The sequence below is a fragment of the Serratia sp. EWG9 genome (assembly GCF_019913725.1).
Lineage (GTDB): Bacteria > Pseudomonadota > Gammaproteobacteria > Enterobacterales > Enterobacteriaceae > Serratia > Serratia ureilytica.
Genome location: NZ_JADNRO010000001.1, coordinates 396,128 through 412,329, shown reverse-complemented (window position 1 = coordinate 412,329; position 16,202 = coordinate 396,128). Strand labels below are relative to the sequence as shown.

Sequence of the window (16,202 nt, the reverse complement as noted above, 5' to 3'; positions counted from 1 at the left end):
TCACTGCTCCCCGCGTTGGGTTTTGTCGACCGAGACGTCTACCGGCTTCACCGCAGCGCCGATCGTCACCTTGCTGGTGCCTTCGACGATCAGGCGATCGCCGTCGTTCAGCCCGCTGTCGATCAGCCAGTTACTGCCCACCACCCGTTCGGCGCTGACGGTGCGTTGCGCCACTTTGTTTTGCTCGTTTACCACCAACGCGGTGGCTTCCCCTTTGGCGTTGCGGGTGATGCCCTGCTGCGGCGCCAGGATGGCTTTGGGATCGACGCCGTTATCCACCGTGGCATGGACGTACATGCCGGGCAACAGCTCATGTTCGGGGTTGGGGAACACCGCGCGCAGCGTGACCGAACCGGTGGCCTCATCCACCGCCACCTCGCTCAACTCCAGCTTGCCGGCGTGGGCATAAGACGTGCCGTCCTCCAGCTTGATGGCGACCGGCGTGACCGCACCGCGCTGCAAAGCGGCCTGCTGACGGCGCAGTTTAAGCAACTGGGCGCTGGACTGGGTCAGATCGACATAGATGGGATCCAACGCGCGGATGGTGGCCAACGCATCAGTCTGGCCGGCGGTGACCAGCGCGCCCGGCGTCACCGACGAAATGCCGATGCGGCCGGCGATCGGCGCCCGCACCTGGGTATAGGCGAGATTGATGCGCGCCGTTTCCAGCGCCGCCTGATACTGCGCCACCGACGCCACGGCCTGCAGATACGCGGCTTTGGCGTCGTCTGCGTCCTGTTTGGAAACGCCGTTCTCTTTCACCAGCGCCGCATAGCGCTGCGATTTGAGCCGGGTGGATTGCACCGTGGCCTGAGCGTTTTTCAGCTGGGCGGCGGCCTGATCGTAGCTGGCCTGATAGCTGGCGGGGTCAATTTGATACAAGACCTGCCCGGCTTTCACCTCGGCCCCTTCGGTAAACAGCCGCTGCTTGATGATGCCGTCGACCTGCGGCCGCACGTCGGAGGTCATGGTGGCGTTAACCCGGCCGGTCAACTCGCTGCTCAGGGTTACAGACTGGCCTCGCAACGTGACGACGCCGACCTCCCGTTCACCGCCTGCGCCCGTCGGCGCGCCGGCGTTTTGCCCATCGCAGGCGGCCAGCGACAGCGAAAGCCCCAGCGCCAAAAGCGTTTTCCTCTGCATTGCAATACGATCCTATTGAGAATGACTATTCTCAATATATCGAATGCCGGAATGCGCTTCTGAAAGGGTTGCGTAAGGATTGCGTAAAATCTTTTCGAAGCGGAAAACGGTGGCGCAATCTCGTTCAGCGTGGTTTCAGCACATTGGCGCAGCGGTTTTTAGCCCATGCAATAAAGCGTTCCACTTCAGCCGGGGGCGGCGCCGCTTCAGTTGTATCAGGCTCTTGCTCCCGATGAGCATCGCTCGCCGGCTGCTTGCAGCGATAAACCAGGCCATACAGGGGATGGCGCCCATCGTCGGTTTGATAATAATTGGCCACGCGGGCGAACGAATAGTAATAATAAGGCGTTGAATGTTCTTCGCCCCGATAAACGTTTTGCGTGCCGCCATCGTAGAACGTCACGTTGGCGGTCTTTTCCATCAACCGATCCAGGTCGTCGATCACCTGCTCAGTGCAGCGGTTTAATTCACGCCGATCTTGTTCATTCAATTTATCGGCATAGTCGTCGGCGCAGCGGGTGATATAACCTTCATACTGGAGATTGTCGGCGAGCTTAAGTTCGAAATAACGGTATGAGCGCTCGGCGATCTTCACCCCCTCACGCTCCTGAATCAGCTTCGCATCCTGAATAAGGTACACCGCCGCCGGATCCTGATTCTCGAGCGTAAGCATGGCCGCAGTGGCCCCTCCAACGGGCGTCAAGAGCGCCCCCATAAGCAGGGACAACCGTGTGATTAAACGAAAGTCCATTGTTTTAGCGTCTTGGTCCATCATAAATTTCGTCATCTTATCTCGTCAGCGGCGGCGTACCGAGCGCCGCGTGGGATTTTTAGGGTTTAACCAGTCTAAACACCGTTTTGGTGTGCCAATAGTAGTCGATCGCTGCCGAAACAGTCGGCATCCAGCCGTCCGGCTCATAGGGAACGAAGCCGGAAAAACCCAGCCTGCGGGCAGAGACCTGGAACCCCGCGGCGGAGAAAATACGCGCATAATCGTCCAGAGAACGATCCTGCACCACGGTATGCGTCTGTTCAGCCACCCTTTCGCGCCATTGCGGCCACAGCGGGTTGTCGGTGTGGCAACCGGTCACCGCATAATAAACGCCGCCCGGCTTCAGCACCCGCAGCATATCGGCGGCATGCTGCGCGATATCTTCAATCAGGTAGATGACTTCATGACTGAAGGCGATATCGCAGTGGTTCTCATAACCCGTCAACCGCGTGTCGGTCTGATAAACGATCGGCAGGTTTCCTTTCAGGCGGTTGGCTTGTTCGACGGATTGGCGGGCGATATCAACGCCAATCCCCTCACTAAATGGCCGAATTTGATGCAACAGGCGCAGAAAACCGCCCTGATTGCAGCCGAAGTCCAGCACCCTGACGCCGGACAGTTCGCGTTCCGGCACCAGGCTCAGCAGATGCCGCCAGATGGGCGCATGGCCTGCAGCCATAGCCTGTTCTGCGTGCGGATCGCGATACCAGGTGGGAATGCTCAAGGGTGAGTCGTTCATTATGGCCTCCTTAGGTGACTCTGATCAGCCAACCACACCCGATGATGACAAACAACCGCACGCGCATTTTTTGAACATTCACGGGTCTGGTTTGCCAGGCGCCGGCAGTTGGCTGGTCACGCAGTGAATGCCGCCGCCGCCGGCGGCGATCGCGTCGATCTCCAGTTGCACCACCTTGCGCTGAGGATAGAGCGCCGACAGCAGCGCAAACGCCGCCTTGTCCGCCTGCGGGTCGCCAAACTCCGGGGCGATCACCGCGCCGTTGATAACGAAATAGTTGATGTAGCCCGCCGCGAAATCGGGATTGTGTCGGCTGAAACGGCTGTCGCGCGGTGCCTGCGGCGGCGAGAGCGTATGCACCTGCAGCGTGCGGCCATCGGCGTCGGTCGCCGTCTTGAGGATCGCCAGATGCGTCTGGGTGACCGCATGATCGTAAGAGGTCGGGTCGGTGTCCAGATTGGCCACCACCACGCCCGGCCGCACGAAACGGGCGTAAAAATCGACGTGGGCATCGGTGATGTCTCGGCCTTTAATGCCCGGCAGCCAGATAATTTTACGCAGGCCGAGCATCGCCTTCAGCTCCTGCTCAACCCGATCCCTGCTCCAGCCCGGGTTGCGGTTCGCATTCACCCAACTGCTCTCGGTCATGATGCCGGTGCCGCGCCCATCCACTTCAATGCCGCCGCCTTCGCCTACCAGTGCGCTGCGGCGCGGTTGAGCGACGCCGTATCGCCTGGCGGCAAACCCTGCCAGACGCGCATCCCTGGCATGCTGCTGCTTATCGCCCCAGCCGTTGAAGTTGAAATCCACCGCGCCCAGTTCGCCGGCATCATTGACGACGAAATTGGCGCCGATGTCGCGCATCCAGATATCATCCAGCTCGGTGACGACATAGCTGACGTTGTGACTACCGCAGATGGCCTCGGCTAATTGCCGTTCACGCTCGCGGCAAAAAACCGTCAACGGCTGAAATTCGGCGATGGCGCGGGCGATACGCCCCTGTGCCGCCCGCACGTCCGCCGTGAAGTCGCCCCAAATCGCGCGCTGCGCGCCGAACGCGATAAACGCCCGCTGTTGCGGTTCCCCTTCATCCGGCAAGCGCCAGGCCGGATTAAGCGCAGCTTTTGCGTGACCGCGTAACGAAATACCCAATGATGCCGTCAAGCCAACGCCGGCCACCGCCGAAAGCTGCTTGATAAAGGTGCGACGCGTTGACATAAACGCCCCCTTTTAATTAATTTAAATTCAATTGGTTAACCGGTTTTTTCGCTCTCCGGGAATTGAATCTCATGCTAGTCTTCCCCTGCCGCTGCGACAAACGATATATTTAGTGGATATCTGATTAGACAGGCTTATTGATAATGTTAAAACACTGGCCCCCGTTAAGCGCATTGCGCGGTTTTGAAGCGGCGGCGCGTCTGGGCAGTTTTCATCAGGCCGCCGAAGAGCTGCACCTTACCCAGTCGGCGATCAGCCAGCAGATCCGCAGCCTCGAGGCGTTTCTGGAACAGCCGCTGTTTTTCCGCACCGGCCGCAGCGTAACGCTGACCGACGCCGGCCACGATCTGTTCAGCACCGCGCAGGTGATGCTGCAACAATTGGCCGTCGGCATTCGTCGTCTGGACCAGTACCGCAAACCCAATCAGTTGATCGTCAACACTACGCCGGCCTTTGCCCGCCACTGGCTGACGCCGCGGCTGGGCGAGTTCAACCAGCGGCATCCGCAGATAGATCTGTGGCTCTTCACCAGCTTCGAGCCGCCGGATATGGCGACGGACAGCATCGACTTGGCGATCCGCGACGATCTCAGCGCGCAGGCGGACTGCACCTTTAAGGTTCTCTGCACCGACCGGCTTTATCCCGCCTGCCACCCCAGCCTATTGGCGCTGGCGGCGGAGCAGCGCGTCACGCTGCACGGCGAACGCGAAATGGACTGGAGTCACTGGACGGTGGCGGGCGGCGCGCACGTCGGCCAGCGCGACAGCGGGCTGAATTTCTCCGATCCCGGCCTGCTGCTGGACGCCGCCTGCCAGGGGCTGGGCATCGCGTTGGTCAGTCAGTTGCTGGCGCAGCAAGCGCGTGACGCCGGGTTGCTGCATCCGTTAACCGAGCAACGCGTGCGCGGCGCCAACTGGGCGTGGCTGCTGCATCGCGACAGCGAACACAATCCGCTCGCCCGGCACTTCTGCCAATGGCTGCAATCGACGCTGCCGGCCGACGCATAACGCGCCACATCACGATTTGCTACTCTGGTCAGGCGGCCCCGCCTGACCGCTGCTACCTTCAATAAAGCGCCGCAACAGCCCGAATAAAACGCGCTAACCCGCTGTTTCAAAAATAATTAGTTGAATTCACCTGATAACTGAACATCGCTAAAAGGATCTTCTATGTCTGCCGGTTTATTGAAAACGATAGCTCTGAGCGTGACCCTGGCCTGCGCCGTTCCCGCCGCCTTTGCCGCCGATCTGACCGCCGGCGCGGCCGCCGCTCCGGATCAGTATGGCGCAAAAGTCGCCGCGCACATTCTGCAGGCCGGCGGCAACGCGGTTGATGCGGCGGTCGCCACCGCCTTTACCCTGGCGGTCACCTACCCTGAAGCCGGCAATATCGGCGGCGGCGGCTTTATGACGCTGTACGTCGACGGCAAACCCTATTTCCTCGACTACCGCGAAGTGGCGCCCAAGGCCGCCGGCAAAACTATGTACCTGAACGAGAAAGGCGAAGTGATCGAAAATCTCAGCCTGGTGGGCAGTCGCGCCGCCGGCGTGCCGGGCACCGTGCTGGGGCTGTGGGAAGCCCATAAACGCTTCGGCAAGCTGCCCTGGGCCGAGCTGCTGACGCCGGCGATCGGCTACGCCCGGCAAGGTTTCACCGTGGCGGATCAGCAGTATCAGTACCGCGAAGACGCCAACAAGCTGTTTGCCGGTAAAACCAACTTCGGCGACTATTTCGGCGCCATGAAGCCCGGCACGGTGTTCAAACAGCCGGAGCTGGCCGCCACCCTTGAGCGCATCGCCAAATCGGGCGCCGACGATTTTTATCACGGCGAAACCGCCCGCCTGCTGGTGGCGCAAATGCAGCGCGACAACGGGCTGATCGGCGCGGCGGATTTGGCCGACTACCGGGTGAAATGGCGTGAACCGATGCGCATCAGCTGGCGCGGCAACACCGTGTATACCGCCCCGCTGCCCAGCTCCGGCGGCATCGCGCTGGCGCAGCTGCTGGGGATCAAAGAAGATCGCGCCGCCGACTTCAAGGGCGTGCCGCTCAACTCGGCGCGCTATATCCACCTGCTGGCGGAAATCGAAAAACGCGTGTTCGCCGATCGCGCCGACTACCTCGGCGACCCGGATTTCACTAACGTGCCGGAAGCGCAGCTGATCGCCCCCGACTACCTGCAAAAACGCGCCGCCGAGATCAACCCGACGGCGATCTCGCCGACCGAGCAGGTGCGGCCGGGGCTGGAAAGCCACCAAACCACCCACTTCTCGATCGTCGATGCGGCCGGCAACGCGGTCAGCAACACCTATACGCTTAACTGGGACTTCGGCAGCGGCGTGGTGGTCAAAGGCGCCGGTTTCCTGCTCAACGACGAGATGGACGACTTCAGCGCCAAACCCGGCGTCGCCAACGCCTTTGGCGTGGTGGGCAGCGACGCCAACGCCATCGAGCCGGGCAAACGCATGCTCTCCTCGATGAGCCCGACCATCATCACCCGCGACGGCGACGTCACCCTGGTGATCGGCACGCCGGGCGGATCGCGCATCTTCACCTCGATCTTTCAGGTGATCAACAATCTCTACGATTACCATCTGCCGCTGGCGCAGGCGGTGGCCGCCCAGCGCGTGCATCACCAACTGTTGCCGAAGGACACCGTTTATTACGACAGCTTCGCGCCGCTGACCGGCAAACCGGCGGACGAGCTGAAAGCCATGGGCTACACCCTCGAAGATCAGGGCTGGAACATGGGGGATATTCAGGCTATCCGCATCGATGGCCGCACGCCGGAAACCGCGTCCGATCCGCGCGGCCGCGGCGTGGGGCTGGTGGTGAAAAAGTAACCCTCCGGCGGCCCGCCTCCGATTAGACGGGCCGCCGCTCTCCCCGCACAGATGGCCGCTGTCTCCTTTTTCACTCATCTATACTGAATCGACAGGCCTGCGTTCAACGACGGCGGCGCCTGCGGTCCGCCTTGGACGATAAGGATAATATTCATAGTAAATCAATCACCTGCATTTATCGTAAGCGGTGTCGGAGGCAATCAATAATGGCGAAAAGACGAGCAGTGCCCGGGGTTCATCCCTACGATGGGCCCGCCGGCGGTTGGGGCGCGCTGAAAGCGACGGCCATCGCCGTGCGCACACAGATGGATACCCTGGAGGCGCCGGTAACGCTGATGCGCACCAATCAGCCCGACGGGTTTGATTGCCCGGGATGCGCATGGCCGGATAAAGAACATCGATCCACCTTCCAGTTTTGCGAAAACGGCGCCAAAGCCGTGACCTGGGAAGCGACCAGCAAACGCGTGACGGCCGAATTCCTGGCGCAAAATACCGTGACCTCACTGCTGCGGAAAACCGACTATGAACTGGAGGACTATGGTCGCCTGACCACGCCCCTGTTCTATGACGCCGGGACCGACACGCTGCGCCCGCTGGCCTGGGATGAGGCGTTTCAACGCATCGCCGCCGTTTTGCAGACGCTGCCGCCGGAGCAGGTGGAGTTTTATACCTCCGGCCGGGCGTCCAATGAGGCGGCCTATCTGTTCCAGCTGTTTGCGCGGGAATTTGGCAGCAATAACTTCCCCGACTGTTCCAATATGTGCCATGAGCCGACCAGCGTTGGCCTGCCCCAGTCGATCGGCATCGGCAAAGGCACCGTGTCCCTGGACGACTTTGACAGCGCGGAGCTGATTATCTCCATCGGGCACAATCCGGGCACCAATCACCCGCGCATGATGGGCACGCTGCATGAACTGGCGCGCAAAAAAGTGCCGATTATCGTGTTCAATCCGCTGCGCGAGCGGGCGCTCGAGCGTTTCACCGATCCGCAAAACGTCATCGAAATGGCGACCTACAGTTCGACCCCTATCGCCTCCACCTACTATCAGGTCAAAGCCGGCGGCGACGCCGCGGCGCTCAAAGGCATCGCCAAAGCGCTGCTGCAGTTGGATGACGAACATGGCAATGCGCTGGACCACGCCTTTATTGCCGAGCACACGGAAGGTTTTGCGGATTTTGCCGCCGATCTGAAGACCACCGGTTGGGATGCGATTGAGGCGGAGAGCGGCCTGGCGCGCCGGGATCTGGAACAGGTCGCCGCCGCTTACGCGAAATCCAACGCCACCATCGTGACCTACGGCATGGGCATTACGCAGCACAATAAAGGCACCGCCAACGTACGCCTGATTGCCGATCTGCTGTTGCTGCGCGGCAACATCGGCAAACCGGGCGCCGGCATCTGCCCGCTGCGAGGGCACTCCAACGTGCAGGGCAACCGCACCGTCGGCATCACCGAAAAACCCTCGGCCGATTTTTTGGCGAAGCTGGAAACGGTGTTTGGCTTCACGCCGCCCAAAGCCCACGGTCACGATGCCGTGAAATGCATGCAGGCGATGATCGACGGCGCCTCAAAGGCGTTGATCTGCCTGGGCGGCAACTTCGCCGTGGCGCTGCCGGACCCCGAGCAGAGTTTCCCGGCGATGAAAGCGCTGGAATTAAGCGTGCATATCGGCACCAAACTCAACCGAAGCCATTTGTTGGTGGCGAAAGAAACCCTCATTCTGCCCTGTCTGGGACGTACCGAACTGGACATGCAGGCCGGCGGGCGACAATCGGTGACGGTGGAGGATTCGATGTCGATGGTTCACGCCTCGTCCGGCAAATTAAAACCGGCGTCGGAGCTGTTGCGTTCGGAACCCGCCATTGTGGCCGGCATGGCCAAAGCGGTGATGCCCGCCAGCAAGGTGCCCTGGGATGAACTGATCGAAGATTACGACGTGATCCGCGATTTGATCGAAAAAACCATCCCCGGCTTCGACGATTACAACGCGCGCATTCGCCAACCCGGCGGTTTCCGCATGCCGCTGCCGCCGACTGAGCGCCAGTGGCCGACGGCGACGGGCAAGGCGATGTTTTCCGTATTCAGCGGGCTGCATGAGGACGAGACAACAGCAGACAAAGACACGCTGCGGCTGATCACGCTGCGCAGCCACGATCAGTACAACACCACCATCTATGCTCTGGACGATCGCTACCGCGGGGTCTTCGGCCGGCGCGACGTGCTGTTCATGAATGACAGCGATCTGCAACGTTTGGGGCTGGAACATGGCGACGTGGTCGATCTGGAAACGGCGCTGCCCGGCAGCACCCAGCGCCTGGAAGGCATCACGGTGATCGCCTACAACATCTCAGCCGGTTCGGTCGGCGCCTACTACCCGGAGGCCAACGTGCTGGTGCCGCTGCATTACATCGATGAGGAGAGCGGCACGCCTTCGTATAAATCGGTGCCGATCCGCGTGAAGTTGAGATCCAAAGAGGTGCGCGCGGTCGATATCGCCTGACGGAAGCGGTTTGAGCCTTTCTCCGCATGGAGAAAGGCTTCTCCCCCTTTAGACCTGCGCCACCAACACATTAACGTTGGCGGGGAAAACCAAGCCTTCTAATGCGTTACCGCTGTCGGAGGTCACCAGATAATCGACCTCGGGCCATTTGGCCACCAGCGTCATCGCATGCCCGCGCAGCTTATTTTCGTCGGCCAGCACGATGCACTTGCGGCTCTGGGCAATCATTTTGCGCGCGATGGCCGCTTCATTGACGTTCTGATCCATCACGCCGGTCTGCAGATTGACCGCGCCGGCGCCGATGATGGCGTAGTCGGCGAAAAACGCCTCGATATTATTCAATGCGATCGCGCCCAGGCACGCCATTTTGGAGTCGATGAACTGCCCGCCGATCAGCACCACGTCAATGGAGTCATTTTCCAGACAGACGTTGGCGATAAGCGGCGAGTTGGTGATGACCGTCAGTTGATCGATCGTCGCCAACTGCCGGGCAAACTCCAGCGTGGTGGAGCCGAAATCCACGAACACCGTATCGCCCGGTTGGAGCAGCGTCGCCGCTTTCTCCGCGATGGCGCGCTTCTCGGCCTCGGCGATTTTGGCCCGCTCGTTGAATTCATGCTCGAATTTAAACTGGCTGCTCACCGCGCCGCCGTGGATCTTCTTGATCAGCCGATAGTCTTCCAGCTTGTTCAGGTCGCGCCGAATGGTTTCCTGCGAAACCTGGAATTTATCCGCCAGCTCATTCACGTAAACCCGGCCGTTGGCCTGGATCAGCGCCAGTATTTCATTGCGCCTTTCCACGGAATTAGAGATATCCATTCACATTACACTCGCTGCCTTTAGTAAGAGTGACTGCCTACGCCGAGACTTGCGGCGTTAACTGACGGAATACTACGGGTTTCAGGGCGTTAGACGCAAGCCGTTGCCGTCGTTCACCCGGCGGATTCGATGCTGATGTGCAGCGCATCACGCTCAGCCTCGGCCGGCAAGACGATATTGCGCAGCAGGATCCGCCGTTCAGGCAGGCAACGATGCGTTTTGCGGTACAGCACTTTCTCCCCCAGCCGCACCACCACCGAACCGGACACCGCCTGTTCCACGCGCATATTGATCGTGACCGTGGCGGGATTGCCGATCAGCGCCACACGGGCGGGCGCAGTCAGACGTATCCGTTCGTCGTGCCGCACCGGCAGGATTTGCCGCGCCGGCGGCAGCGTGCGCTGCAGCGAATGGGCAACGGCCTCGCCGACGCGCAGCCCTTCCTGATAACACTGGTCGCCCATGTCCGCCGGGTGCAACATGTTGCCGACGGCGAAATAGGCGGCGTCGGAACAGCGGCCGAACTGATCGGTCAACGGACAGCCGCTGTCCGGCCGCTGCGCCAGGTGGCTCTGGCGGATCAGCGTATACTCCCCGGTGAAGCGGCCGGTGAAGATCAGGCTGTCGCAGGCGATGCGCCGTTTCTCCCCCTGGTGATTTTCCACTTCTATAGATTCAACCCGATCGCGGCCGGCAATATCGGTCACACGCGAATAGTAGTGGATCGGCACTCCCATCAGACGCGCATAGAGCGCGCTCAGACGCCAGGCGACGGGTCTGCCGCCGCTTTCAATCATGGCGACGGCGCGCACGCCGGCGTTACGCAGCGTCCACAGCGCGGAGAAACTGACCAGCTCGGTGCCGATCACCACCGGCGCCTTGCCCGGCTGCAGCCCGCGCAGATAGACGAACTGCTGCAGCGCACCGGCGGTGAGTACGCCCTGCGGCCGCAGCCCGCTCACCAGACGCGGATGGCGCGGCGTCTCGCGCACGCCGGTCGCCAGGATCACCCGCTGCGCTTTCAAGGTGCTGACGCCGCGGCAGTCCGTGATGGTCAGCTCGCCGTCCGGCTTGATGGCGAGCACCGTCACGCCGGTACGGATCTCCACCTGCCCGGCGCGCGCCAGTATTTTATCGACATAGGTGGATCCCAGCATCGGCCTATAAAACGTTTGCAGCCCAAAGGTGGGGTGCCGACAGTGTCTGGGCACACCGCCCGCCTGCCGTTCCCGTTCCAGGAGCACCACATCCTCGATCCCCGCCTGCCGCAACGCGGTCGCCGCCGCGATCCCCGCCGGCCCGGCACCGACAATCGCCACCTGATACTCAGTTTTCATCAATGCTCCCTACGGCCAGCGTCTGGCCAAAACGATCGCCTACCATTTCCGCCACCCGGCTGCTGCAATAAAACCCGTTGCAGCGCCCCATCATCACGCGCGTGCGGCGCCGCAGCCCGCCGATGCACTCTGGCGGCACGGCGGAATCGAACGCCGCCTCGATCTCCCGCTGGGTCACCAGCTCGCAGTGGCAAACGATGCCGCCGTTGTCCGGGCGCGCGTAATCGCGCAGCGCGTAGTCGGCAAGCATCGGCATTTGCGGCCAATACAAGGTCTCCGGCGTTTTTGGCGTGAAGCACGGCGTAAAGTGGTCGCGATAGAGCTGTTCCACATATTGCGCGATGCCCAGCGCCGCCGTCAGGCCGGTGGAGCGAATGCCCGCCACGCAGATCCACTGCCGATCGGGATAGTGCTGAATGCGGTAGTGTTTCTGTTCAGTCGCCGGGCGTAATCCGGCATAGCTGGCGGTGACGCTGTAATTCGCCAGCGTGGGCAGCAATCGCGTCCCCTGTTCGATCAGCTCGCGCATTTTGGTTTCGTCCACCGTCGCCGTCTCGCGATCCTGCTGTTCTTCGGCGGTCGGCCCGAGCAGCAAATTGCCGAAGATGGTTTTCGACAGCAGCACCCCTTTGGTGATCGTCGTCGGTACCGGCAAGATAATGGCGTTGACCTGCCCGGCGGCGGCCTTGTCGAACACCAGGAACTGCCCTTTGCGCGGGCGAATTTCAAACTCGGGCTGATGGCAGAAACTTTCTACCCGGTCGCCCTGATTGCCGGCGCAGTTGATGACGATTTTGCCGTGAAACTCGCCCCGGTTGCTGGTTAGCCGCCAGCCGGTCGGCAAGCGTTCGGCGCCTGTCACCTCGGTATTGAAGCGATAGTCGCCGCCGTGTTTAACGCCCTGCGTCAGGTAAGCCAGCGGCGTGCTCCAGGGATCGATCACGCTCTCGCCCGGCACCTCTACCGCCGCCAACGCGCCGGGCGCCAGCTGCGGCTCACGGCGATACAGCTCGGCGGCGTCGATCTGCGCCACGTCCAGCACGCCGTTGTCGTGCGCCTGTTGCACAATCGCGGGCAGCGCCGCCAACTGCTGCTCGTCCCAGGCCACGACCAGCGCGCCGGTGGGCAACAGCGGCAGATTCATTCGTTCACGGATGGCGATAAATTCCCGGTACCCGGCCTGCATGCAATGCAGTTCCAGGCTGCCGCTGGGCGCATCGAAGCCGGTATGCAGCAGCGCGCTGTTGGCTTTGCTGGCGCCGGACAGGATATCGCCCCCTTTTTCCAACAGCAGCGTACGGGCGCCCATCAGGCAGAATTTGCGGAATACCGCACACCCGACCACACCGCCGCCAATCACGACAATGTCCCAACCCGTTTGTTCTTCCATCATGCTGATGTCCCGTTTTGATGTAATAACCGCAATAAAACCACACAATAACCGCATTTGAAATGACAAAAACAACATAACTCCCAAAAAAAAGCCGCAAAAGGCGGTGATAAGCAAAAAGTATGAGGTCGATCACGCGGGGTTATTTTATCTTGTGATTTATGTTGCTTTTGTGTGTGAAATTGAAGATAGATTATTAAAACAGTCACACAACCAACACCAGGCACAATAAAAAAACAAAACCTATAAGAGAGCGAAGCAATGATGAATCAACGTTATGCCGCGATTGATCAGGGGACCACCGGCACCCGGGTCGTGGTGTTCGGCGAAGACGGCAGGCACCATTCACCGGCCAGCATGCCGCACAAGCAGATCACCCCCAATCCGGGCTGGGTGGAACACGACGCCCTGGAGATTTTGGCGAATATCCGCCGCTGTCTCAGCCAGTGCGACATGGTGGACGCCATCGGTTTAGGCCATCAGGGCGAAAGCCTGCTGGCCTGGGACGCCGACAGCGGCCTGCCGCTGTACAACGCCATCGTTTGGCAAGATCAGCGCACCGAGCCGGAGATCCAGCGGCTGAAACGCGAAGGCGTTGAGCCGCTGGTGACGGCGAAAACCGGTCTGCCGCTCGATACCTACTTCTCAGCCAGCAAGATGGGCTGGCTGATGAACAACGCCCCGGGCGCCAGGCAATTGGCGCAACGCGGCCGCCTGCGGCTCGGCACCATGGACGCCTTTTTCCTGTTCCACCTGTGCGGCCGGCATCTTACCGACTATAACTCGGCCTCGCGCACCTCGTTGTTCAACATTCATACCCTGCAGTGGGATGAAGAGCTGTGCCGTTTGTTCGGCGTGCCGATCGACAGCCTGCCCGAGGTCAGAGACAACATCGGTCATTTCGGCGACGTCGCGCTCAACGGCAAACCGGTGCCGCTGACAGCCTGCATCGTCGACCAGTTTGCCGGCACATACGGCCACGGCTGCCATCAACCGGGGCAGATGAAGATCACCTTCGGTACCGGCGCCTTTTTACAGGCGATCACCGGGCCGCGCCCGATCGATGCCGGCGAGTCCGGCCTGTTGCCCACGCTGTGCTGGAAGCTGCCCGACAGCGAGCCGGTGTATGGCCTGGACGGCGGCGTTTATAACGCCGCCTCCGCCATTAACTGGGCGAGAAAGATCGGCCTGTTCAACGATTTCGATGAATTCGGCGACTTCCCCTCTCAGCCGGCCATCGCGCGCGGCCTGGCCTTTGTGCCCGCGCTCTCCGGACTGGCTTGCCCGTACTGGGACCGCTCCGCCGCCGGGATGTGGGCCGGGCTGTCGCTGGAGACCGAGCGCAAGGATCTGCTGCAGTCGATCCTCGAAGGCATCGCCATGCGTTCCGCCGAGGTGATCAACGCCATGGATAAACTGAAACCGATCGGCGACAGCATTTCGGTGGACGGCGGCCTGTCCGCCAACCGCTATTTCACGCAGTTTCTCGCCAACCTGATCCAAAAGCGCATCGTCTCTCCCGCCAATAAGGAGATCACCGCCCAAGGCGTTGCGCTGTTGGCGCGTAAAGGACTGGGGGTGGAACATCCGCTCAAGGTGCTCAACCGCTATGAAGTGACGGAACCCGCCGAGGTCGATATGGCGGGCTGGTTTGCCCGCTATCAGGAAATCATCGCGCGCTCGCGCGGCTTACGTTCATCGCAGGAGGAACACCATGGCTGAGTTCGGTAATTTCATCATCTATATCATCATGGCCGGCACTCTGATCGGTGCGCTGGCGTCGATCGTCAAACCGGAAGGCGAGCTGGGACGCGAATTCGTCAACGGCATTCACGCCATCGGCCCGGTGTTTCTCGCCCAGGCTGGCATCATGGCCGCAATCCCGATCATCTCTTACCTGATCATGTACAGCATCGGCCCCTTCTTCTCGGCGCTCGGCTCCGACGCCTCGATCGCGGCGCTGGCGGTGATCGCCGTGGACATGGGCGGCTATCAGCTGGCCGACGCCATTGCCGCCAACCGCGACATGTGGATCGTCGCCATGTTGGTGGGCTACACCTCGGGTGCCAGCATCGTGTACCTGATCCCGGTAGGGCTTATCATGCTGAACCGCGACGACCATAAATATCTGGCGCTGGGTGCCATGGCAGGCCTGATCAGCATTCCGTTCGCCGTGCTGATCGCCCTGGTGACCATCACCTTCAATAACCTGCCGGTCAGGGAGATTATCTCCACCACGTCACCTGCCGCGCACTATCTGCAGCTGGACTTGCTGCAGGCGCTGCGGCTGCTGTCCCCGCTGTTCGCCCTGTGCTTCCTGCTGGCGTTGGGGCTGAAGCTGCGGCCGGCGGCGATGGTGAAAGGATTCCTGATCTTCGGCAAGGCGGCGGATGCCTTTATCAAGCTGGTGTTGGCGCTGTGCATCATCGAGCATTTCACCGGTGTGTTTAAAAAGGTGTTCGGCGGCTGGGTATTCGATCCGTTATTTGCCGACAAAGACGAATTATTCCGCGCTATCGAGATCGCCGGTTATATCGGCATTATGTTGGCGGGCACATTCCCCATTTGTTATTTATTCCAGCGCTATTGCCGCAAGCCGATGCATTTCATCGGTAAAAAGCTCGGTTTATCGGATACTGGCGCGCTGGGCTTTATTATGGTATTGGCCAATATCATCGCCGTTTATCACCTGTTCAAAGGCATGCGCGCCCGCGATAAGGTGCTGTGCGTGGCCTTCGGCATCTGCGCACAGGCCACGTTGGGCGATCACCTGGCGTTTACCGCCAACTTCCAACCTTCGCTGGTGTTGCCGATCATGATGGGCAAATTCCTCGGTGGCATGATCGCCGTGCTGATCGCCATAAAAATTTCGGTGCCGGAGGCTGAATTGCTGGAAAAAGAACAGACGCAAAGGCAATCGACGGCCATCGCCGCCGCCACTCGTTAAATTTACCCCTAAGCCATAAAAATAAACGGGGCGCCGCCTCACGGTGAAGCTGCGCCCTTTTTTCGTCCCTGACAACAATTATTGAGAGAACAAACGCTAATGAGAAAAATATTTTTAGCCTGCCCCTACAGCCACACCGACGCCAACGTCGTGCAGCAACGCTTTATCGCCTGCAACGACGTCGCCGCCGCTATCGTGCGAGCCGGCAACGCCGTTTTTAGTCAGGTCAGCATGTCGCATCCGATCAACCAGTGTTTGCAAGAGCTAGACAAAACCGCCATCGGCAAGCTGTGGGCGCCGATCGACGCCCTGTTCATGGCGGCGATGGATGAGTTGATCGTGCTCGACTTGCCGGGTTGGCAAGAGAGCGGCGGCATCAAACGCGAGATGGACGCTTTCGCGGCGCGCGGCTGCCGCGTCAGCCTGTGGTCCGAGGTCGCAGGCGAGTTCAACTGAGGCGTGCGCCCCGCCGCTTGGCGCGGCGGGGCATCGG

General features: G+C 60.7%; 13 protein-coding genes. 6 read left to right on the top strand and 7 right to left on the bottom strand.

From position 1 onward, the window contains the following. From ITX55_RS01960 to ITX55_RS01945, 4 genes are all read right to left on the bottom strand, one after another. Nucleotides 1–1,143, bottom strand: coding sequence for an efflux RND transporter periplasmic adaptor subunit (locus ITX55_RS01960; RefSeq protein ID WP_108680756.1), 1,143 nt, complete (start codon nucleotides 1,141–1,143; stop codon nucleotides 1–3). A 124-nt stretch (nucleotides 1,144–1,267) separates the two neighbouring features. Further along, the gene (locus tag ITX55_RS01955; protein ID WP_159085278.1) at nucleotides 1,268–1,930 is read right to left on the bottom strand and encodes a hypothetical protein; all 663 of its coding nucleotides are present in this window, start codon (nucleotides 1,928–1,930) and stop codon (nucleotides 1,268–1,270) included. A gap of 43 nt (nucleotides 1,931–1,973) precedes the next feature. After that, on the bottom strand, nucleotides 1,974–2,654 hold the full coding sequence (locus tag ITX55_RS01950) for a bifunctional 2-polyprenyl-6-hydroxyphenol methylase/3-demethylubiquinol 3-O-methyltransferase UbiG (protein ID WP_108680760.1): 681 nt from the start codon (nucleotides 2,652–2,654) through the stop codon (nucleotides 1,974–1,976). 78 nt (nucleotides 2,655–2,732) lie between these two features. Next, on the bottom strand, nucleotides 2,733–3,872 hold the full coding sequence (locus ITX55_RS01945) for an agmatine/peptidylarginine deiminase (RefSeq protein ID WP_108680762.1): 1,140 nt from the start codon (nucleotides 3,870–3,872) through the stop codon (nucleotides 2,733–2,735). A gap of 143 nt (nucleotides 3,873–4,015) precedes the next feature. Here ITX55_RS01945 and ITX55_RS01940 point away from each other — a divergent pair, with 143 nt between their 5' ends. The 3 genes from ITX55_RS01940 (at nucleotide 4,016) to ITX55_RS01930 (ending at nucleotide 9,216) form a co-directional block, all read left to right on the top strand. Next, entirely contained in the window at nucleotides 4,016–4,879 is an 864-nt protein-coding gene (locus tag ITX55_RS01940; protein ID WP_033650363.1) for a LysR substrate-binding domain-containing protein, read from the top strand. A gap of 162 nt (nucleotides 4,880–5,041) precedes the next feature. Further along, nucleotides 5,042–6,715, top strand: a complete 1,674-nt coding sequence (gene ggt / locus ITX55_RS01935; protein WP_197755941.1) for a gamma-glutamyltransferase — start codon at nucleotides 5,042–5,044, stop codon at nucleotides 6,713–6,715. Between the two features lie 203 nt (nucleotides 6,716–6,918). Next, nucleotides 6,919–9,216 (top strand): FdhF/YdeP family oxidoreductase, encoded by a 2,298-nt coding sequence (locus ITX55_RS01930; protein ID WP_103681816.1) that lies wholly within the window; start codon nucleotides 6,919–6,921, stop codon nucleotides 9,214–9,216. 48 nt (nucleotides 9,217–9,264) lie between these two features. Here ITX55_RS01930 and ITX55_RS01925 read toward each other — a convergent pair whose 3' ends face one another. The 3 genes from ITX55_RS01925 to ITX55_RS01915 all read right to left on the bottom strand — a co-directional run bounded on the left by ITX55_RS01925 (nucleotide 9,265) and on the right by ITX55_RS01915 (nucleotide 12,765). Further along, nucleotides 9,265–10,035 (bottom strand): DeoR/GlpR family DNA-binding transcription regulator, encoded by a 771-nt coding sequence (locus ITX55_RS01925; RefSeq protein WP_033643131.1) that lies wholly within the window; start codon nucleotides 10,033–10,035, stop codon nucleotides 9,265–9,267. 113 nt (nucleotides 10,036–10,148) lie between these two features. Next, complete coding sequence (locus ITX55_RS01920) at nucleotides 10,149–11,372, bottom strand: FAD-dependent oxidoreductase (RefSeq protein ID WP_182074715.1); 1,224 nt, start codon at nucleotides 11,370–11,372, stop codon at nucleotides 10,149–10,151. Next, on the bottom strand, nucleotides 11,362–12,765 hold the full coding sequence (locus tag ITX55_RS01915; RefSeq protein ID WP_108680768.1) for an NAD(P)/FAD-dependent oxidoreductase: 1,404 nt from the start codon (nucleotides 12,763–12,765) through the stop codon (nucleotides 11,362–11,364). Before ITX55_RS01915 ends, ITX55_RS01920 begins: the two co-directional genes overlap by 11 nt. Nucleotides 12,766–13,023: 258 nt before the next feature. Between ITX55_RS01915 and ITX55_RS01910 the strand changes: the two genes are divergently transcribed. The 3 genes from ITX55_RS01910 to ITX55_RS01900 all read left to right on the top strand — a co-directional run bounded on the left by ITX55_RS01910 (nucleotide 13,024) and on the right by ITX55_RS01900 (nucleotide 16,165). Next, nucleotides 13,024–14,484, top strand: coding sequence for a glycerol kinase (locus ITX55_RS01910; RefSeq protein ID WP_042784544.1), 1,461 nt, complete (start codon nucleotides 13,024–13,026; stop codon nucleotides 14,482–14,484). Further along, nucleotides 14,477–15,709, top strand: a complete 1,233-nt coding sequence (gene eutH / locus ITX55_RS01905; RefSeq protein ID WP_223084744.1) for an ethanolamine utilization protein EutH — start codon at nucleotides 14,477–14,479, stop codon at nucleotides 15,707–15,709. Before ITX55_RS01910 ends, eutH begins: the two co-directional genes overlap by 8 nt. Before the next feature lie 99 nt (nucleotides 15,710–15,808). Then, complete coding sequence (locus ITX55_RS01900; protein ID WP_147880490.1) at nucleotides 15,809–16,165, top strand: DUF1937 family protein; 357 nt, start codon at nucleotides 15,809–15,811, stop codon at nucleotides 16,163–16,165. The last annotated feature ends 37 nt before the right edge of the window (nucleotides 16,166–16,202 follow it).

Coding starts and splice junctions, on each gene's coding strand:
- ITX55_RS01960 (WP_108680756.1), bottom strand. CDS start 1,143: ATGCAGAGGAAAACGCTTTTGGCGCTGGGGCTTTCGCTGTCGCTGGCC.
- ITX55_RS01955 (WP_159085278.1), bottom strand. CDS start 1,930: ATGACGAAATTTATGATGGACCAAGACGCTAAAACAATGGACTTTCGT.
- ITX55_RS01950 (WP_108680760.1), bottom strand. CDS start 2,654: ATGAACGACTCACCCTTGAGCATTCCCACCTGGTATCGCGATCCGCAC.
- ITX55_RS01945 (WP_108680762.1), bottom strand. CDS start 3,872: ATGTCAACGCGTCGCACCTTTATCAAGCAGCTTTCGGCGGTGGCCGGC.
- ITX55_RS01940 (WP_033650363.1), top strand. CDS start 4,016: ATGTTAAAACACTGGCCCCCGTTAAGCGCATTGCGCGGTTTTGAAGCG.
- ggt (WP_197755941.1), top strand. CDS start 5,042: ATGTCTGCCGGTTTATTGAAAACGATAGCTCTGAGCGTGACCCTGGCC.
- ITX55_RS01925 (WP_033643131.1), bottom strand. CDS start 10,035: ATGGATATCTCTAATTCCGTGGAAAGGCGCAATGAAATACTGGCGCTG.
- ITX55_RS01920 (WP_182074715.1), bottom strand. CDS start 11,372: ATGAAAACTGAGTATCAGGTGGCGATTGTCGGTGCCGGGCCGGCGGGG.
- ITX55_RS01915 (WP_108680768.1), bottom strand. CDS start 12,765: ATGATGGAAGAACAAACGGGTTGGGACATTGTCGTGATTGGCGGCGGT.
- ITX55_RS01910 (WP_042784544.1), top strand. CDS start 13,024: ATGATGAATCAACGTTATGCCGCGATTGATCAGGGGACCACCGGCACC.
- eutH (WP_223084744.1), top strand. CDS start 14,477: ATGGCTGAGTTCGGTAATTTCATCATCTATATCATCATGGCCGGCACT.
- ITX55_RS01900 (WP_147880490.1), top strand. CDS start 15,809: ATGAGAAAAATATTTTTAGCCTGCCCCTACAGCCACACCGACGCCAAC.